General features: G+C 64.1%; 16 protein-coding genes. 8 read left to right on the forward strand and 8 right to left on the reverse strand.

The genetic code is table 11. The features are described from left to right. Positions 1-103: 103 nt before the first annotated feature. Positions 104-715 (forward strand): LysE family translocator, encoded by a 612-nt coding sequence (locus ACIQUI_RS06495; RefSeq protein ID WP_403196135.1) that lies wholly within the window; start codon positions 104-106, stop codon positions 713-715. 210 nt (positions 716-925) lie between these two features. On the opposite strand, the gene ACIQUI_RS06500 is transcribed toward ACIQUI_RS06495, so the two are convergent. Together ACIQUI_RS06500 and ACIQUI_RS06505 are read right to left on the reverse strand one after the other, a co-directional pair. Beyond that, positions 926-2,125 (reverse strand): MFS transporter, encoded by a 1,200-nt coding sequence (locus ACIQUI_RS06500; protein WP_403196138.1) that lies wholly within the window; start codon positions 2,123-2,125, stop codon positions 926-928. A gap of 105 nt (positions 2,126-2,230) precedes the next feature. After that, positions 2,231-3,136, reverse strand: coding sequence for a LysR family transcriptional regulator (locus ACIQUI_RS06505; protein WP_403196140.1), 906 nt, complete (start codon positions 3,134-3,136; stop codon positions 2,231-2,233). Between the two features lie 117 nt (positions 3,137-3,253). Between ACIQUI_RS06505 and ACIQUI_RS06510 the strand changes: the two genes are divergently transcribed. The 4 genes from ACIQUI_RS06510 to ACIQUI_RS06525 all read left to right on the forward strand — a co-directional run bounded on the left by ACIQUI_RS06510 (position 3,254) and on the right by ACIQUI_RS06525 (position 9,309). Then, positions 3,254-3,604: a cupin gene (locus ACIQUI_RS06510; RefSeq protein WP_403196143.1), complete on the forward strand. Its 351-nt coding sequence runs from the start codon at positions 3,254-3,256 to the stop codon at positions 3,602-3,604. Between the two features lie 212 nt (positions 3,605-3,816). Then, positions 3,817-6,234: a glucose/quinate/shikimate family membrane-bound PQQ-dependent dehydrogenase gene (locus tag ACIQUI_RS06515; protein ID WP_403196146.1), complete on the forward strand. Its 2,418-nt coding sequence runs from the start codon at positions 3,817-3,819 to the stop codon at positions 6,232-6,234. A 108-nt stretch (positions 6,235-6,342) separates the two neighbouring features. After that, entirely contained in the window at positions 6,343-7,611 is a 1,269-nt protein-coding gene (locus ACIQUI_RS06520; RefSeq protein ID WP_403196148.1) for a carbohydrate porin, read from the forward strand. Between the two features lie 195 nt (positions 7,612-7,806). Then, entirely contained in the window at positions 7,807-9,309 is a 1,503-nt protein-coding gene (locus ACIQUI_RS06525) for an amino acid permease (protein ID WP_403196150.1), read from the forward strand. Positions 9,310-9,422: 113 nt separating this feature from the next. On the opposite strand, the gene argE is transcribed toward ACIQUI_RS06525, so the two are convergent. Further along, entirely contained in the window at positions 9,423-10,583 is a 1,161-nt protein-coding gene (gene argE / locus ACIQUI_RS06530) for an acetylornithine deacetylase (protein ID WP_403196153.1), read from the reverse strand. Then, on the reverse strand, positions 10,576-11,253 hold the full coding sequence (locus tag ACIQUI_RS06535; protein WP_403196154.1) for a DUF1028 domain-containing protein: 678 nt from the start codon (positions 11,251-11,253) through the stop codon (positions 10,576-10,578). Before ACIQUI_RS06535 ends, argE begins: the two co-directional genes overlap by 8 nt. 339 nt (positions 11,254-11,592) lie before the next feature. Here ACIQUI_RS06535 and ACIQUI_RS06540 point away from each other — a divergent pair, with 339 nt between their 5' ends. Then, on the forward strand, positions 11,593-12,912 hold the full coding sequence (locus ACIQUI_RS06540; protein WP_403196157.1) for a flavin-containing monooxygenase: 1,320 nt from the start codon (positions 11,593-11,595) through the stop codon (positions 12,910-12,912). Then, positions 12,912-13,328 carry a RidA family protein gene (locus ACIQUI_RS06545; RefSeq protein ID WP_016713864.1) on the forward strand — a complete coding sequence of 139 codons (417 nt, stop codon included), beginning with the start codon at positions 12,912-12,914 and terminating at the stop codon, positions 13,326-13,328. Before ACIQUI_RS06540 ends, ACIQUI_RS06545 begins: the two co-directional genes overlap by 1 nt. Here the strand turns inward: ACIQUI_RS06545 and ACIQUI_RS06550 are convergent. From ACIQUI_RS06550 to ACIQUI_RS06565, 4 genes are read right to left on the reverse strand one after another with little or no spacing between them, the layout of a single operon-like run. Next, positions 13,319-14,149: a sugar phosphate isomerase/epimerase family protein gene (locus ACIQUI_RS06550; RefSeq protein ID WP_403196159.1), complete on the reverse strand. Its 831-nt coding sequence runs from the start codon at positions 14,147-14,149 to the stop codon at positions 13,319-13,321. The genes ACIQUI_RS06545 and ACIQUI_RS06550 overlap by 10 nt on opposite strands. Continuing rightward, a complete protein-coding gene (locus ACIQUI_RS06555) occupies positions 14,146-14,886 on the reverse strand; it encodes an SDR family NAD(P)-dependent oxidoreductase (protein ID WP_403196161.1) in 741 nt (246 codons plus the stop codon). Before ACIQUI_RS06555 ends, ACIQUI_RS06550 begins: the two co-directional genes overlap by 4 nt. Next, positions 14,883-16,232 (reverse strand): MFS transporter, encoded by a 1,350-nt coding sequence (locus ACIQUI_RS06560; protein WP_403196164.1) that lies wholly within the window; start codon positions 16,230-16,232, stop codon positions 14,883-14,885. The genes ACIQUI_RS06555 and ACIQUI_RS06560 overlap by 4 nt, the downstream gene beginning before the upstream one ends. A 41-nt stretch (positions 16,233-16,273) precedes the next feature. Further along, positions 16,274-17,101 (reverse strand): amidohydrolase family protein, encoded by an 828-nt coding sequence (locus ACIQUI_RS06565; RefSeq protein ID WP_403196167.1) that lies wholly within the window; start codon positions 17,099-17,101, stop codon positions 16,274-16,276. 147 nt (positions 17,102-17,248) lie between these two features. Between ACIQUI_RS06565 and ACIQUI_RS06570 the strand changes: the two genes are divergently transcribed. Continuing rightward, positions 17,249-18,187, forward strand: a complete 939-nt coding sequence (locus ACIQUI_RS06570) for a LysR family transcriptional regulator (RefSeq protein WP_403196169.1) — start codon at positions 17,249-17,251, stop codon at positions 18,185-18,187. Positions 18,188-18,212: the final 25 nt, after the last annotated feature.

Below are 18,212 nucleotides of genomic sequence, written 5' to 3' on the forward strand. Positions count from 1 at the left end.
CATTGCGTCCAGAAATGACTATTCAATGTCCAGATCATACTCTTGCTGATCGGTCATCGCGCCATAGACTGGCACCCTCTCCATCACCAAGGCTGCAACCACCATGGCACTCGACACCTGGCTCATCTACCTGCTGGCCAGCATCGGCCTGTCACTGACGCCAGGCCCAAACAGCCTGCTGGCCCTGACCCATGGCGCCCTGTATGGCGCCCGCCGCACGTTGTTCACCATTGTTGGCGGCGTGTTCGGCTTCAGCGCACTCATTGCCCTGGCCATGTTTGGCCTCAGCGCGTTGCTGCAAACCTCGGCTTCGGTGTTGAGCGTGCTGAAGTGGGTGGGCGGCGCCTACCTGGTCTGGCTGGGTATCCAGCTGTGGCACAGCCCGGGCCTGCACCTGGAACTGACCGAGCGTAGCGCACGGCTTGGCAATGCCGGCTTGTTCCGCCAAGGCTTGTTGTCGGCCATGGCCAACCCCAAGGTGCTGCTGTTTTATGGCGCTTTCCTGCCGCAATTCATCGACCCGCAGCGCGGGCTGATGCTGCAGTTCGTGGTGATGGCGGCGACCTTTGCCAGCGTCGAGTTTCTGGTCGAGTACCTGTTGGCACGCCTGGCGTTTCGCGTGCGGCCGTGGCTGGCCAAGGGTGGTAAAGGTTTCAACCGCTGCTGCGGCAGCCTGTTTGCCTTGATCGGCGTGGCGTTGCCGCTAAGCCGCTAACACCTGGTGCAGGTATCCAAGGCCCTTGTGGGAGCGGGCATGCCCGCGAACACCGGCGCAGCCGGTGCCATGCACCGCGTTGGATTCTTCGCGGGCACGCCCGCTCCCACAGGGTACGCGGTGCGCCCGAAATCAATTCTCTGCGCGACAGCGCAGCCCAATGGGCTGGGCAATCCCCCACGGCGACAGCGAACGTCGGCAGACCATCGCTCAGGCACTCCGGGCTTTGAGCAGGAAGACCAGCAAAGCCACCCCCGGCAACCCCGCCCCCACCAGCGCCACCCCCTGCCAGCCAAACTGGCTGAACAGCGCACTGGCCACGGCCGACCCCAGCGCCCCACCCAGGAAGATGCTGGTCATGTACACCGCGTTCAGCCGACCACGGCTGGCCGGGTCCAGTGCATACACTTCCCGCTGGCCGATGACCATGTTCATCTGCACCGCAAAATCCAGCAGCACGCCAGTCAGGCCCAGGCCGATCACGCTGTAGCCCGGCACCGTCAAGCCGAGCAACAAGGCAGCCGGCGCCAGCAACAGCGCCAGCAGCGATCCGGCCCGCGCATGCCCGGCGTCTGCCAGGCGCCCAGCCAACGGTGCGGCAACGGCCCCCACCGCGCCCACCAGGGCGAACACGGCGATCTGGCTCTGCGACAGGCCATGCTCACCCGCCAGCGCCATGGGCACTGCCGTCCAGTAAAGGCTGAACGCCGCGAACATCAGTGCCTGGTACAACGAACGCTGGCGCAGCAGCGGGTAGCGGCGCAACAAGGTGAGCAACGACAGCATCAGACCGGCATAGCTGGCTTTGTGCTCCGGCCGCCGTTGCGGCAGGGTCAGGGCCAGCAGCAGGATGATCGCCAGCATCACCCCGGCAGCGCCAATGAACACCGCGCGCCAGCCAAAGTGGTCGGCCACCAGGCTGGACAACGGCCGCGCCAGCAGGATACCCAGCAACAACCCGCCCATGATGTTGCCGACCACGCGGCCACGCTGCTGCTCCGGCGCCAGGTGCGCCGCCAGTGGAATGAGCATCTGCACCGCCACCGAACTGAACCCGATCAACAGCGCATAGCCCAGGAACAGCTGACCCTGGCCACTGCTGCTGGTGCCCGCCAGCAGCAGGCTGACGCAGGCCAGCACAGCGGTGGCTACCATCAGGCGGCGGTTTTCCAGCAGGTCCGCCAGCGGGACCAGTAACAGCAGGCCCAACGCATAACCCAACTGGGTGAGCGAAACGATCAGGCTGGCATGCTCGGTGGACAGCCCCAGGTCCGGGGCAATCAAACCGACAATAGGCTGGGCGTAGTAGATGTTGGCAACGATCGCGCCGCAGCAGAACGCCAGCAGCACGACCAGAGCCCGGCTCAGACTGGTGGCTGCGGGCTGCGCGGCAGCAAGGGAGGGATTCATGCGAGGTTCCTCGACAAGGGGTGGTTTATGCCGGCTACCTTACCCATGCACGTCGTTGGGGAGAATCCAGCCTGTGCGCAATGCGGTTTTGCGCCTTGCGCAACGCTAAGCGCCGTTCTTGAGCACATTTTCGCAAAAGTCCATGAACGCATTCACCCGCCGCGAACCCCGGTGGTTGGGCAGGTAGAGGGCGTTGATGCTGTTGTTGGCCATGCCGGGGCTCACCTGCCAGTCGGGGAATACCCGCTGCAAGCGCCCGGCCAGCACATCCTCGCGCACCAGCCAGTCGGCCAGCAGCGCGATGCCGCTGCCCGCCAGCGCGGTTTCACGCAACATATCGGCATTGGCACTGCGCAGCGGCCCGGTTACGTCCAGCTCCAGGCTGTCCTGCCCACGCGCCAGGCGCCAGGCCCGTGCTTTTTGCCCATAGCGAAAACGCAGGCAGGCGTGCTCCAGCAGTTGCCGGGGGTGCTGCAGCGGGTCACGCCCGGCCAGATAAACCGGGCTGGCCACCAACCAGCGCTCGAAGTGGCCAAGTTGGCGGCACACCAGTTCGTCATTGGGCGAAGGGTCGCCCAGGCGGATCGACAGGTCATAACGCCCGTCCAGCAGGTCATCCAGCCGGTCACTGAGGTCGATGTCCAGCTCCAGCGCCGGGTGCCGCGCCAGAAAAGGCCCAAGGTACGGTGCGATGACCCGCCTGCCGAACTCCACCGGCAGGCACAGCCGCAAGACACCCACAGGCTCGTCGCCGCGGTCGGCAACACTGGCATCGGCTTCGTCCAGCGCCTCGAAAATGCCCCGGGCGCGCTCATAGTAACGGGCGCCGGCTTCGGTCAGGCTGACCTGGCGCGTCGAGCGGTTGAGCAAGGTGGCACCCAACGCGGTTTCCAGGGCATCGACCAGCCGGGTTACTGACGATGTCGCCAGCCCAAGCCTGCGCGCAGCGGCAGAAAAGCCCTGGGCATCGACGGTGGTCACGAACATTTTCATCGCCAGGAGTTTGTCCATCTGCTGCCCGTTTTCCAAATCTCAGAAAGTTCTTACAAACCGCGGGGTGGGTCAAGAAGCGCGCTACGCAGCAATCACGTCCATAGTGGAACCACTCCTGTTCAAGCGAGGCTTCCCATGACACCGAACAACCTGCTGACTGCCCTGCCCCCCTGCGACCCCACCAGTGCCGAATGCGTAGATGAATTGCTCAGCCGCCCTGGGGTGCGGGTGGAGCGTATCGTTTCCAGCGGCCAGGCCAGCCCGCCCGGGTTCTGGTACGACCAGGTCGAAGGCGAATGGATCGTGCTGCTCAGTGGTGCTGCCGGCCTGCGCTTCGAACACGAGCAGTACACCCGCCTGCTGGCACCGGGCGATTGCCTCGACATTCCGCCGCACTACCGCCACCGCGTGGAGTGGACTGCGCCCGGCAAAGCCACCGTGTGGCTCGCCGTGTTTTACAGCAGCAACGCGCCGTGGCCGGTGTAGGCGCAGCACAGTAGACCAAAGTATGAATGCAGGTTGACCAACCTGCATGAACACCTCGTTTAGTGCATTTTTCAGCCCATGATCTAGACTTTTAGCCACACGTTCGCGAGTTCAGCCCTGCGACAATCAGTCTCATAAATTTATGTACTAACTTGTTAATTAGCAAGCTAAGGGCTTAGACTGCGCGCATTCCACCTGCTGAGATCCCTGGCATGAACGAAACACCGCGCGCCTCTGGCGCCACAAACATCATCCTGATCGGCCTGGGCGTGATCATCGCCCTGCTCGGTCTTGTCCTGGCTGCTGGCGGCGTCAAGCTGGCCGGCCTGGGCGGTTCCTGGTACTTCCTGATCGGCGGCCTGGCCATGGCCATCGCCGGTGTCCTCATCGCCCGCCGCAAGAAGGCCGGTGCCTGGCTGTATGCTGCATTCCTGGTCGGTACTGCGGTGTGGGCGCTGATCGATACTGGCTTGGTGTTCTGGCCACTGTTCTCGCGCCTGTTCATGTTTGCCGCCATCGGCATAGTGGTGGCGCTGGTCTACCCGCTGCTGGCGCGTGCCAATGGCGCCAGCGCTGGCCGTGGTGCCTACGGCGTTGCCGGGGTGATGGCCGTGGCACTGGTGATCGCTGCAGGCAACATGTTCGTTGCCCACCCAAGCGTCGCCCCTACCGGCAAAGGCCCGGGCATGACCCCGGTCGAAGCCGGCAAAGAGCAGAAAGACTGGGCCCACTACGGCAACACCGAAGGTGGCAGCCGCTTCGCCGCGCTGGACCAGATCAACCGCAACAACGTCAACAAGCTGAAAGTGGCCTGGACCTACCACACCGGTGACGTGGCCATCAGCGATGGCAACGGTGCCGAAGATCAGCTGACCCCGCTTCAGATCGGCAACAAGGTGTTCATCTGCACCCCGCACAACAACCTGATCGCCCTTGATGCCGACACCGGCAAAGAGCTGTGGAAGAACGAGATCAACGCCCAGTCCAAGGTCTGGCAGCGTTGCCGTGGCATGGCCTACTTCGACGCCACTGCCGCCATCGCCCAGCCGACCCAGCCGAACAGCTCCCCGGTCGCCGGCGGTAGTGTGCCGGCCGGTGCCAACTGCCAGCGTCGCCTGCTGACCAACACCATCGACGGCCGCCTGATTGCCGTCGACGCCGACAACGGCGAGTTCTGCCAGGGCTTCGGCAACAACGGCCAGGTCAACCTGATGGCCGGCCTGGGCAATGTGCCGGACTCCTACTACCAGCTGTCCTCCGCGCCGCTGATGGCCGGCACCACCGTGGTGGTCGGCGGCCGTGTCGCCGACAACGTCCAGACCGACATGCCAGGCGGCGTGATCCGTGGCTTCGACGTAATCACCGGTGAAATGCGCTGGGCCTTCGACCCGGGCAACCCGGAAGACCGCCAGGCACCGCAGGGCGATAGCACCTACGTGCGCAGCACCCCGAACAGCTGGGCGCCAATGTCCTACGACCCGGCGATGAACACCGTGTTCCTGCCGATGGGCTCGTCGTCCACCGACATCTACGGCGTAGAACGCAACAAGCTGGACCACACCTATGGCGCTTCGGTGCTGGCCCTGGACGCTACCACCGGCAACCAGAAGTGGGTTTACCAGACTGTGCACAACGACCTGTGGGACTTCGACCTGCCGATGCAGCCAAGCCTGATCGACTTCACCAAGGACGACGGCCAGTCGGTACCTGCGGTGGTGATCGGCACCAAGGCCGGGCAGATCTACGTGCTCGACCGCGCCACCGGCAAGCCGCTGACCCAGGTCGACGAAGTACCGGTCAAGCCAAGCAACATCCCGAACGAGCCGTACTCCCCAACCCAGCCGAAATCGGTGGGCATGCCGCAGATCGGCGCGCAGACCCTGACCGAATCGGACATGTGGGGCGCCACCCCGTATGACCAGCTGCTGTGCCGCATCGACTTCAAGAAAATGCGCTACGACGGCCTGTACACCGCGCCGGGCACCGACCTGTCGCTGAGCTTCCCGGGTTCGCTGGGTGGCATGAACTGGGGCAGCATTTCCACCGACCCGGTACATGGCTTCATCTTCGTCAACGATATGCGCCTGGGCCTGTGGATCCAGATGATCCCGTCGCAGAACAAGGGCGGCGCGGCTTCCGGTGGCGAAGCACTGAACACTGGCATGGGCGCTGTACCGCTCAAGGGCACCCCGTATGCCGTGAACAAGAACCGCTTCCTGTCGGTAGCCGGCATTCCGTGCCAGGCACCGCCGTTCGGCACCCTGACCGCCATCGACATGAAGACCCGCCAGGTTGCCTGGCAGGTACCGGTGGGCACTGTTGAAGACACCGGCCCGCTCGGCATCCGCATGCACCTGCCGATCAAGATCGGCCTGCCAACCCTGGGCGGCACCCTGTCGACCCAAGGCGGCCTGGTGTTCATCGCCGGCACCCAGGACTTCTACCTGCGCGCCTACGACAGCAGCAACGGCAACGAAATCTGGAAGGCCCGCCTGCCTGTGGGCAGCCAGGGTGGCCCTATGACCTACGTTTCGCCGAAGACCGGCAAGCAGTACGTGGTGATCACGGCTGGCGGTGCGCGCCAGTCGACTGACCGTGGCGACTACGTGATTTCTTACGCTCTGCCGTAAAGCCGCGTCGCCTGCTTCGCGGGCACGCCCGCTCCCACAGGTTCTGCCTTGATCCTTGTGGGAGCGGGCGCGCCCGCGAATGGCCCATAGACAATTCGAGACAACGCAATGCCATCCGCAATCCGCATCACCCCTACCCTGCTGCTGGCCCTGGCCAGCACCACTGCCTTCGCCAACGACGACCTGCTGACCCGCAGCACCCTGACCGGTGACTGGGGCGGCCTGCGTCACCAGCTGGAAGAAGACGGCGTTAAAATCACCGGCGACTACAGCGGCGAAACCGCCTACAACGCCCACGGTGGCCTGCACCGCTCGGCGCGCTATTCGCAGAACGTCAAGCTGGGCGTGCAGTTCGACTTGTCGAAACTGTATGGCCTGGACAACGGCGGCAAGGTCCAGCTGACCATCAACGACCGCCGCGGCAACAGCGCTTCGGAAGACCTGGTAGGCAACCGCCTGCCGATCCAGGAAAACTTCGGTGGCCTGTACACCCGCCTGACCGAGCTGAGCTACGAGCGCACCCTGTTCACCCCGGCACTCAACGTCAAGCTCGGCTACATGGCCATGGGCAACGACCTGGGCGGCCTGGACAGCGGCATCCTGTGCAACTTCATGAACGCCGGCTTCTGCGGCCACCCGCTGAACATGTCCGGTGGCAGCGGCTGGACCAACTACCCCAACGCCCACCTGGGCGTGCGGGTCAAGTACGACCTGTCGCCTGCCTGGCAACTGCGTGTGGCGGCATTCAACGTCGACCCCGAGAGCAATGGCAACTCCAGCCGTGCCTGGCACCTGGGCCCCAAGCACACTACCGGCACCGTGGTACCGGTGGAGCTGGTATACAAGCTGCAGGGCGAACTGCCGGGCGAGTACAAGCTGGGCTACTACTACGACAGCTCCGATGTGAAACGCATCGGCAGCAATGATGAAGTGTCCGGCCGCGGCGGCCACTACCTGCTGGTCGACCAGGCCGTGTGGAATGACCAAGGCTCGCCAGGCCGCAGCCTGCATGCCTTCGGCCAATACTCGGCATCAAGCAAGGCCGCCTCGCCGTTCACCAAGTGGTATGGCGCGGGCGTGGTGTTGTACAAGCCGTTCGAAGGCCGGCCGAAAGACACCGTGGCGCTGGGTTACGGCCGCGCCGTTCCCAACCCGCGTAGCCGCGATGTGCTGGAAGATGCCGCTTTCAATGCTGGCCAGCAGTTCCCCGACATCGACAGCGCCGAGCAGTTGATCGAACTGAGCTACGGTTACCAGGCCACGCCGTGGCTGAACCTGCGCCCGGATGTGCAATACATCATCGAGCCAGGGGCGTTCTCCGGGAAAGACATCGACAACGCGCTGGTGGTTGGCCTGCAGGTCAAGGCAACCTTCTGAGTCGCCGGGGCCGCGCTGCGGCCCATTCGCCGGCAAGCCAGCTCCCACACCGACCGCGCCGGTTTCAAGCCATGTGCAGCATTTGTGGGAGCTGGCTTGCCGGCGATCAGGCCATCAGCCATAACCCTCAACAACTGGCACACCCCCTCTCCCCGGTCTTTACTCAACCCTTCACCGCAAGGGAGAGCAATGCCAATGAGCAGCGCAACGGAAGGCAAACTCAACGTCTGGTCGCTCACCGCCCTGGTGGTGGGCTCCATGGTGGGTGCCGGCATCTTCTCACTGCCGGCCACCTTCGGCCGTGCAACCGGGGGCCTTGGCGCCATCATTGCCTGGTGCATCGCCGGCCTGGGCATGCTGATGCTGGCCTTCGTGTTCCAGACCCTGGCCCGCCGCCGCCCGGACCTTGACTCGGGCATCTATGCCTACGCCAGCGCCGGGTTCGGCAGCTACCTGGGCTTTGCCTCGGCCTTCGGCTTCTGGGCCGGCACCTGTATCGGCAACGTGTCCTACTTCATCCTGATCAAATCCACGCTCGGTGCATTCTTCCCGGTCTTTGGCGAAGGCAACACCGTGGCTGCCATCGCCGTTTCGTCGGTATTGTTGTGGGCCTTCCACTTCCTGGTCTTGCGCGGCGTACAACAGGCGGCAGTCATCAACACCATTGCCACCGTGGCGAAGATGATCCCGATCCTGGTGTTCATCGTGGTCATCATCGCCGCGTTCGATGGAGGGCTGTTCAGCCAGAACTTCTGGGGCACCCCCATGGCCGGCCCGGCAGCCGACCTGGACCACCTCGACGACTTTGGCCGGGTCGGCCATGCTGCGGCCGAACTGCTGCCGCCGGGCGAGCCGCTGTTCGAGCAGGTACGCAGCACCATGCTGGTCACGGTGTTCGTGTTCCTGGGTATCGAAGGCGCCAGCGTCTATTCACGCTACGCGCGCAACCGCCGTGACGTGGGCATTGCCACGGTGCTCGGCTTTGTCGGCGTGCTGTGCCTGCTGGTGCTGATCACCCTGCTCAGCTATGGCGTGATGCTTCGCCCGGAACTGGCCGGCCTGCGGCAGCCGTCGATGGCCGGGGTGCTGGAGGCGATTGTCGGGCGCTGGGGCGCGATCTTCATCAGCATCGGCCTGATCATCTCGGTGCTGGGTGCGTACCTGTCATGGACCCTGCTGGCCGCCGAGGTGTTGTACTCGGCCGCCCACGACCAGGCCATGCCGGCCTTTCTTACCCGGCAGAACCCGCAACAGGTGCCCTCGGCGGCGCTGTGGCTCACTACGTTGTTCGTGCAACTGTTCCTGTTGCTGACATGGTTTACCGAGTATGCCTTTACCTTGGCCCTGGAGCTGACCAGTTCGCTGACCTTGATCCCGTATCTGTTGGTGGCGGCTTATGCGCTGAAGTTGGCGGTAAGCCGGGAGACCTATGAAAATGACACGGCCGAACGCGGCAAGGACCTGCTGGTGGCCTTGCTGGCAACCGCCTATGCGGTGCTGATGGTTTGGGCGGGCGGGATGAAGTACCTGCTGCTGTCGGCGGTGATCTATGGGCCGGGGACGGTGCTGTACATCATGGCGCGAAAGGAGCAGCAGCGGCAGGTGTTCAACGGATTCGAGCGGGTGGTTTTTGCGGTGGTGGTGCTGGGGGCGGTGATTGCCGTTTATGGGTTGGTCAGTGGGGCGATCGAGATTTGAGTTTCAGGCTGCTGGCCTCTTCGCGGGCTCGCCCGCTCCCACAGGGATCCCACTGGTCTCACGGGCTGCGCAATACCTGTGGAGCGGGCAAGCCCGCGAAGAAGCCAACTCGATCAGTCCTGCTTAAGGTAATCCACCAGCCTGAACAACATGGCATCACAGCCCTGCAACTGCTCGACGCTGACAAATTCATCCGGCTTGTGCCCTTGGTCCATGCTGCCAGGTCCACACACCACGGTCGGAATGCCCGCCTGGTCGAACAGCCCACCTTCGGTACCAAACGCCACCGTGCCGAATTCATCCGAGCCACTGAGCAACGCCACCAGCCGCGCAGCTTCGCTGTCCTCCGGCGTGGCCAGCCCAGGGTATGCACTCAGCGGTTTCAGGCGAATGTCGCTGTCGCCGTGGACCTTGCGCATACGCGGCAGCAACTCTGCTTCGGCATACGTCTGCAACTGGTCGGCCACCGCCTGTGCGTCAAACCCCGGCAAGGCGCGCACTTCGAAATCGAACTCGCACTCGGCCGGCACGATGTTCAATGCCCGGCCCCCTTTGATCACCCCGGTCTGCACCGTGGAGAATGGCGGGTCGAAGCGCTCGTCATGATGCTGCGGCAAGGCCAGTGCATCACCGATATCACCCAACTTGCCGATGAGCTTCGCTGCATACTCGATGGCATTTACCCCATACGGCGCATACGCCGAGTGGCAGGCCGCGCCATGCACCTGGCAGCGCATCGCCAGCTTGCCCTTGTGCCCCAGCACCGGCTTGAGCTCGGTGGGTTCGCCAATCAGGCACAACCGCGGCTTATGCGGGCGCTTTTCGAGTGCGGCCAGCATCGAGCGTACGCCCAGGCAACCGACCTCTTCGTCGTAGGAGAACGCCAGGTGCACCGGCATGCGCAACGGCTGGGCAAGAAACGCCGGGACCGCTGCCAGCACCGATGCAATGAAGCCTTTCATATCGGCTGTGCCACGGCCATAAAGGCGGCCATCACTTTCGCTGAGCGCAAACGGCTCGACCGTCCAGGCCTGGCCGTCCACCGGTACTACATCGGTGTGGCCCGACAGCACCACCCCGCCTACGTCCCGAGGGCCGATGGTGGCGAACAGGTTGGCCTTGGTGCCCTCCGGGTTATGGAACAGTTCACTTTCCACGCCGAACCCGGCCAGGTAATCACGGATAAAGCCAATCAGCTCAAGGTTGGAGTCGCGGCTGACCGTGGCAAAGCCTACCAGCCGGGCCAGCAGCGTGCGGCTGGCAACATCACTCATCGCCTGGCACCCCGTAGCTTGGCGCGGCGGTCGGGTTGAGGGCACGGGTTACGTAATCCTGCATCTGCGGGCGGTACGCCTGCCACAGGCCATCGAGCACGCCGATCGGGTCTGCTTCGGCCCAGTCCACGCGCAGGTCCACCAGCGGCCAGGTCAGCTCACCGGCAATCTTCAACGCCGCCGAATGCACCGGCCCGGCTTCGCCACCTGCGGCCATTGCCGCGTGCATGGCCGCCAGCAGGCGGTCGGCCAAGTGCCCACCCGCTTGTTCGAAGGCCACTACCATGGCCTCGATCACCTGGGTTGAAGACAACAGGTTACCTGCCGCGGCGCATTGCTCACCCGCCACGGCATGGTGCGTGCCCAATGCCTCGCGACCGGTGAACAACGCCACCTGGCCGTTGCTGTCAATCACCGTGACCTGGCGGTACTCGCTCCAGCCATTGGCGCTCAGTACCCGGTCCAGCACAGCAGCGGGCGGCAACTGCCCCTGCTCCAGCGCATCAAGAATCTGCGGCCCCAGCGCCGGCAAGGTGATGTTCTGCGTGGCAACAGCGCCAACCCCCGCACGTACCCAAGGGCAACGGGCGCCCACGGCGATGCTCGAAGAACTGATGGCGATGCCGACCTGGCCGGTTTCCTGGCAGCGGCCGATGATGGAGAAGGTCATGGTAAAGCTCCTGTTGTCCTGTGCTATGCAGGGCATTCTGGGCGCAACCTTCTACCTCACGAAACCAACATTTTCCGAGGGGTTAAGCAGGAAAAAACTGTGCTGTGGCAGAGATCGCGCGCCGCCCGCGCGGCGCATCGCGAGCTGCGCTCGCTCCTACGTTTGTTTCGGGCCAGTTTCTCCTGTGCGAGGCCACAGAATTCGAGGCCTTCGCCGTTTTATCGGCAAGTACCAGCTAAATACTATTTTCGCCATTTGTGGCGCATCCCTAGTCTGGCCCCAGGCAACGGCGGTCCTCCAAACCGACCTCACAAAAACCGCCTGAACAAGGGCTCGGACATGACACTGAACAACCTCGAAATCGACACCCTCGTCGTCGGCGCCGGCCAGGCCGGCGTGGCCATGAGCGAACACCTGAACAAACTTGGCGTGCCGCACCTGGTGCTGGAGCGCAACCGCATCGCCGAGGCCTGGCGCACTGGCCGCTGGGACTCGCTGGTGGCCAACGGCCCGGTCTGGCACGACCGCTTCCCGGGCCTGGAATTCAACCTCGACGCCGACGCCTTCGCCGGCAAGGACCAGGTAGCCGATTACTTCGAACAGTACGTACGCAAGTACAACCTGCCGGTACGCACCGGCATCGAAGTGAAGCGCGTGGTGCGCAACAGCGACCGCCCCGGCTTCACCATCGAGACCAACGAGGGCGTGATTCGCGCCAACCGCGTGGTCGCCGCCACCGGCCCGTTCCAGAAACCGGTGATCCCGGCCATTGCACCGAAAGACAGCAACCTGCACCAGATACACTCCGCCGCTTACTACAACCCCGAGCAGCTGCCGAAAGGCGCGGTGCTGGTGGTGGGTGCCGGCTCTTCTGGCGTGCAGATCGCCGAAGAACTGATGCGGGCAGGCCGCCAGGTGTACCTGTCGGTCGGCGCGCACGACCGCCCGCCACGGACCTATCGCAACCGCGACTTCTGCTGGTGGCTGGGCGTGCTGGGTGAGTGGGATGCAGAAATCGCCAAGCCTGGCCGCGAGCACGTGACCATTGCCGTCAGCGGCGCCCGAGGCGGCCACACCGTCGACTTCCGTGCCCTCGCCCACCAAGGCATGACCCTGGTCGGCCTGACCCAGTCGTTTGAAAACGGCGTGGCGCGCTTCCAGGACAACCTGGTCGAGAACATCAACCGTGGCGACGAAAACTACCTGGCCCTGCTGGATGCCGCCGACGCCTACATCGAACGCAACGGCCTGGACCTGCCGGAAGAGCCCGAAGCACGCAAGCGCCTGGCCGACCCGGCCTGCATGAGCAACCCGCTGCGCGAACTGGACCTGGCACAGGCTGGCGTCACCAGCATCATCTGGGCCACCGGCTACGGCGTGGACTTCAGCTGGTTGCAGGTGGACACCTTCGATGCCAACGGCAAGCCCCAGCACCAGCGCGGCGTGGCCCGCGAGCCGGGCGTGTACTTCCTTGGCCTGCCGTGGCTGTCACGCCGTGGCTCGTCGTTCATCTGGGGCGTATGGCACGACGCCAAGCACGTCGCCGGCCACATTGCCACGCAACGCACCTACCTGGCCTACCGCGACCGCGAGCAGCGCGACGCGGACGAGCAGCACGAAAACACGATCAGCAACGTCAGCACCCTCGGAGCCCACTGATGCCTACCCATACTCGCATCCGCATGTTCAACACCAAGGAAACCTACCCCAACCAGACGCTGGACAATGACCTGTGCCAGGCAGTGCGGGCCGGCAACACCATTTATGTGCGCGGCCAGGTCGGCACCGACTTCGAAGGCAAGCTGGTGGGCCTGGGTGACCCCCGCGCACAGACCGAGCAGGCGATGAAAAACGTCAAGCAACTGCTTGAAGAAGCGGGCTCGGACCTGTCGCACATCGTCAAGACCACCACCTACATCACCGACCCGCGCTTTCGCGAGCCGGTGTACAAGGAAGTGGGCAAGTGGCTGAAGGGTGTGTTCCCGATCTCCACCGGGCTGGTGGTGGCCGGGTTGGCCCAGGCCGAGTGGCTGATGGAGATCGACGTGATCGCCGTGGTACCGGATCAGGCGTGACCGGCAACCTGCACGGCGGGTGACGACTGTCGCCTGTCGTGCAGCCAGGCGTGGGTCACCTGTGCCGCTGCTTGCAGCCGCTGCGCTGCGGGCAAGCCGGCGGAGGGCACTTCCACGCTGATGCACACATCCCCCGGCAATGCCGCCAGCAACGCTGCCAGCGGTAGCTGCCCTTGCCCCGGCAGCAGGCGACCCTCGCGCGCCTCCGGGATGATCAGTTCCTGCGCGGGTGCCAACATCGGTGCATCACACAGCTGCACGGCACGCAGCCAACGCGGATCGACTGCAACGATATCCGCCACCTGACCACCGGAGCGGAACAGGTGCAAGGCATCGACCAGCACGCCACCGTTGTCCTGCCCTGCCCCCGTCACTACCGCGCACGCCTGTTGCAGCGTCGCCACCGGCCGCCAGCGCATGAACTCCAGGTCCACCCGCAAACCATGCCCATGCGCCATTTCACAAAGCGCTGCAAAGTTGCCGGTCAACCGCGCAACATCGTCATCGTCGCCGGACACCGTCAGGCTTGCCGCACCCAGCTCGGCACCCGCGGCTAACAGGGCATGGTAGTCAGCAACCCGGGTGCGCGGCGTAAGTGAGACAAACTCGATGTCCGTCACACGCACGCCTTCCCCTGCCAACACTGCCCGCAGCTCACGCATTGCCTGGCTACCAGCCGCAACCGGGTAGGCCAGCGCACCCGCCATCACCGGGTGCAACCGCAACCCCACTGCGCTGAAGCCGGCGCAGCGCGCCTCGCGTACCAACACTGAGGGTGGCAATTCCAGCGCCGTCAGGTGCGCCACGCCCAGGCCATTCAATAGGTCGCCCTCCCGCCACTGAGGTCGAATACAAAGCCGGTGGTAAAGCTGCACTCGGGCCCGGCGATCCAGCTGACCATGTTGGCGATCTCCTCGGCCTTGAGGAAGCGCCCCATGGGGATCTTGGCCTTGCTCGCGGCAATGTGCTCCGCTGTCATTTCGGCCATCAGCGGCGTCTCGACCATGGCCGGTGCCACGCAATTGAGCAGCACGCCGTCCTGCGCCAGCTCCTTGGCCGCCGCCTTGGTGAAAGCGATTACTCCGGCCTTGGCTGCCGAATAGGCCGAGATGTACTGCACGCCATCCTTGCCGGCCATGGAGGCGATGTTGACGATGCGCCCGTAGCCGTTTTCGCGCATGTGCGGGATGGCGGTGCGGCAGCAATAGAACACACCGTTCAGGTCGATGGCGATAACCTTGTCCCACGCCTCTGGCGGGAAGTCCCACGAGGCCACCACCGGGCCGTTGATGCCGGCATTGTTGACCAATATGTGCACCTGCCCCACGTGCGCCAGCGCCTCGGCGAAGGCCGCTTCCACCGAGGCCAGCGACGACACGTCCACCGCCTGGCGCAGCACCGGTTCAAAGCCGTTTGCTGCACTGTCCCAGCCGTCGACGGCGAGGTCCCAGATCACTACCTGGGCGCCGGCGCCATGCAGGCGCCGGGCGATCGCCAGGCCGATGCCACGCATGCCCCCGGTGACGATTGCGATTTGACCTTGCAGGTACTGGCTCATTGTTTTGCTCCATTTTCCACAGAAGGAATTTCCGGCAAGCGACGCAGGTCGCTGACCATGAACAGGTAGCACAGCGCACCCAGCACGGTGATCGACGACACGAACGCCAGGGCCCAGACGAACGAGCCGGTGAGCGACACGATGATGCCGATGGTCAAGGGGGTGACGATGCCAGCCGCATTGGCAAACAGGTTGAACAGCCCGCCACTGAGGCCCAGCAGGCCTTTGGGGGCGATATCGGACACGATCATCCAGGCCAGCGCCGACATGCCCTGGGCGAAATAGGCGATGCACAGGATGGTGATGACCAGTGCATCGGACTCGACGTAGTTGGCCAGCACGATCACCGAAGCGGTCAGCAGCCCGGCGATCACCGGCAGCTTGCGCGCCACGTTCAGCGAGTAGCCACGGCGCAGCAAGGCGTCCGACAACCAGCCACCCACCAGCGTACCCAGCGAGGCGGCAATGAACGGCAGCACCGCCACCCAGCCGACCTTGAGCCAGGGCATGTGCCGCTCGGTCACCAGATAGGTAGGGAACCAGGTGAGGAAGAACACGTTGGTGGAGTTGCAGGCGAACTGCCCCAGGCAGATGCCCAGCATGTTGCGGTGCTTGAGCAACGCCGGAATCTGCGACCAGCGGAATACCGTGGCTTTCTGCCCGCCATCGACCACCCCGCCACCGGCGGCGATGTAGTCCAGTTCAGCCTGGTTGGCCGTGGTGGACTGATGCGGCTCGTGGTACTTGCGCCACCACACCAGGCCATAGAGGATGCCCATCAGGCCCACGGCCAGCAGCAGGAAGCGCCAGCCGTAGGCATGCAACACCCAGAACAGCAGCGGCGTCAGGAACGCCAGCCCGGTGTATTCGGCAAAGGTGTAGATACCCGTCGCCCTGGCGCGCTCGCTCTGCGGGAACCATGTGGCCACGACACGACTGTTGGTGGGGAAGCACGGTGCTTCGGTCACCCCCACCAGAAAGCGCATGCCCAGCAACGACAGGAAGCCCTGGGCCAGCCCCTGCAGGCCGGTGAACAGCGACCACAGGGTCAGCGCCAGCCAGTAGGTGAGCTTGGTGCCCAGCCGGTCGATGAGGATGCCACCCGGGATCTGCGCGGCAGCGTAGGTCCACGAAAAGGCAGAAAAGATCACCCCCATCATTGCCGCGTTCAGGCCCAGGTCGGCGCTGATGCTGGGCGCTGCAATGCCCATCACGCTGCGGTCGAGGTAGTTGATCATGGTGCCGCCGGAAATCAGCGCCAGGATCATGAAGCGGGTACGGGTGCGTTGCTGCGCACGCGCCGGGGTGTCGAACACCCCGAGACTGGCGTTCTGTTCTGTGTTCATGACGGTTGCTCTCTTGTTATTGGAATGGCAAAAACGAGGTTCTAGGCGAACCCGAACAGACGTCGGGGGGTGTCCCACATCACCGCGCGGCGCTGGCGAGCATCCGGCATCAGGTGTTCGGCCAGTTTCAGCAGCGGGCCGTAGTCCACCCGCGAGCGCTGGCGAATGAACGGCCAGTCCGAGCCCCACACGCAGGCATCAGCGCCAAAGGCTTCGAGCAGGGCCTGAACGTAGGCACTGCTCTGCTCCAGCAATGCATCGGCGGCGGCGAATTTCTGCATGCCCGACAGCTTCACGCAGGCCCGGCCGGTGTCGGCCAGGCGCAGCAAGGCCTGGAAACCGGGCTGCTGCACACCGGCCGCCACATCCGGGCGGCCGCAATGGTCGATCAGCAGGCGTGCACGCGAGCCCTGCAACAGGCTGCGCAGTTCAACCAACTGGTCTTCGCATACCTGCACCTGGGCAAACAGGCCGAGTTCGGCAAGCTTGCCAAACAGCCCTTCAACGCCCTTCAGGCTGGCAACCCCGTACAACGCCGGGTTGAACGCGATACCGACCACCCCTTGCGCCTGCAGCGCAGCCAGCGCATCGAGAGCGATACCCGTTTCGACCACCGCCACGCCCTTGAACCGCCCCTGCCCGGTAGCCAGGGCGTGCAGCAGGCAGCGGTTGTCAGTGTGGTAGCCGCTGTTGGGGCCAACCAGCAAGGCATGCTGCACGCCGTAGGCGTCCATGACCCGGGTGAACTGTTGCTGGGTGGCCACTTCCTGGCCGGAGGGCGCATAGGGTGCGTCGGGGTGGTAAGGGAAACAGGCGGGGTCAAACAAATGGTTATGGCAATCGACCTTCGGTTCGTCAAAAATGCTCACATGGCACTCCCGGCAAGCACCGCTGCGCTTGCCTGCAGATCTTGTTATTGTGCGCCGCAAGGGCGATTTGGCTGGGTTCAAGATACTGCGTGGCCAAGTTTGACGCTCATACCCAGATGGCACAGACCATAACCGAAGGTAATACACATGCAGCTTGGCAACGAAGGCGCAGACGCAAGCCCCATGGTGTTCAAACTGCGCCACATGGAAGTGTTCCGCGCGGTGATGCTGACCGGCTCGATCAGCGCGGCGGCCAAGTTGCTGTACGTCTCGCAGCCGGCCGTGAGCAAGCTGATCCAGTACATCGAGGGGCGCTTGGCTTATCGCTTGTTCGAGCGCATCAACAACCGCCTGGTGCCCACGGCCGAAGCGCAGGTGCTGTTCCGTGAGGTCGAACGGGTGTACCAGGCAGCACTGGAGGTCAACCAGTGCGCCCTGTCACTGGGTGCCGGCGGCCACCGCAAGTTGCGCATCTCGTGCAGCGCTTCGCTGTCGACGGTGGTCATCCCGATTGCCCTGGCGCAACTCAAGCGCGAGGCGCCTTCGCTGAACATCGAGTGGCAAACTTCGCTGATGGGCGAAATGCCCAACCAGATCCTGTCGAAAAAGGTCGACCTGTCGATTGCCGCCCTGCCGGTGCTGCACGATCACTTGCATTCGCAGGCGTTCATGCGTGGGCGCATGGTGGTGGTGATGCCACCCGATCACGCTTTGGCCGGGCATGCCTCGCTGACCTTGCGGCAACTGGAAGGGCACCCGCTGCTGCTGTTCAGGCCAGACATGCCGTTTGGCAAACTGCTGGCAGGGCACATCGAACAGTGCGGGGCGCAGTTGGTGTCACTGTTGTCGTTCACCAATGCCAACGAGGCGGTGGCATTGGTCAAGCAGGGCATGGGCATCAGCCTGATCGACGAATTCGTGGCGCAGGACAGTGGCCTGGCGGTGGTGCCGCTGGCCGACGAGATTCACTTCGATATCAGCTTTGTCTATTCGCGCTTCGAGCCGCCTTCGCATGCGGCGATGCATTTGATGCGGGTGTTGCAGGCGCAGGCGCAGAAACTGGGTCGGGCGATTGCGCCAACCTGATCGTCTACAGGAGCGACTGCCTTGC

The sequence above is a fragment of the Pseudomonas sp. NPDC090592 genome, from assembly GCF_044769185.1.
Classification (GTDB): domain Bacteria; phylum Pseudomonadota; class Gammaproteobacteria; order Pseudomonadales; family Pseudomonadaceae; genus Aquipseudomonas.

Coding starts and splice junctions, on each gene's coding strand:
- ACIQUI_RS06495 (WP_403196135.1), top strand. CDS start 104: ATGGCACTCGACACCTGGCTCATCTACCTGCTGGCCAGCATCGGCCTG.
- ACIQUI_RS06500 (WP_403196138.1), bottom strand. CDS start 2,125: ATGAATCCCTCCCTTGCTGCCGCGCAGCCCGCAGCCACCAGTCTGAGC.
- ACIQUI_RS06505 (WP_403196140.1), bottom strand. CDS start 3,136: ATGGACAAACTCCTGGCGATGAAAATGTTCGTGACCACCGTCGATGCC.
- ACIQUI_RS06510 (WP_403196143.1), top strand. CDS start 3,254: ATGACACCGAACAACCTGCTGACTGCCCTGCCCCCCTGCGACCCCACC.
- ACIQUI_RS06515 (WP_403196146.1), top strand. CDS start 3,817: ATGAACGAAACACCGCGCGCCTCTGGCGCCACAAACATCATCCTGATC.
- ACIQUI_RS06520 (WP_403196148.1), top strand. CDS start 6,343: ATGCCATCCGCAATCCGCATCACCCCTACCCTGCTGCTGGCCCTGGCC.
- ACIQUI_RS06525 (WP_403196150.1), top strand. CDS start 7,807: ATGAGCAGCGCAACGGAAGGCAAACTCAACGTCTGGTCGCTCACCGCC.
- argE (WP_403196153.1), bottom strand. CDS start 10,583: ATGAGTGATGTTGCCAGCCGCACGCTGCTGGCCCGGCTGGTAGGCTTT.
- ACIQUI_RS06535 (WP_403196154.1), bottom strand. CDS start 11,253: ATGACCTTCTCCATCATCGGCCGCTGCCAGGAAACCGGCCAGGTCGGC.
- ACIQUI_RS06540 (WP_403196157.1), top strand. CDS start 11,593: ATGACACTGAACAACCTCGAAATCGACACCCTCGTCGTCGGCGCCGGC.
- ACIQUI_RS06545 (WP_016713864.1), top strand. CDS start 12,912: ATGCCTACCCATACTCGCATCCGCATGTTCAACACCAAGGAAACCTAC.
- ACIQUI_RS06555 (WP_403196161.1), bottom strand. CDS start 14,886: ATGAGCCAGTACCTGCAAGGTCAAATCGCAATCGTCACCGGGGGCATG.
- ACIQUI_RS06560 (WP_403196164.1), bottom strand. CDS start 16,232: ATGAACACAGAACAGAACGCCAGTCTCGGGGTGTTCGACACCCCGGCG.
- ACIQUI_RS06570 (WP_403196169.1), top strand. CDS start 17,249: ATGCAGCTTGGCAACGAAGGCGCAGACGCAAGCCCCATGGTGTTCAAA.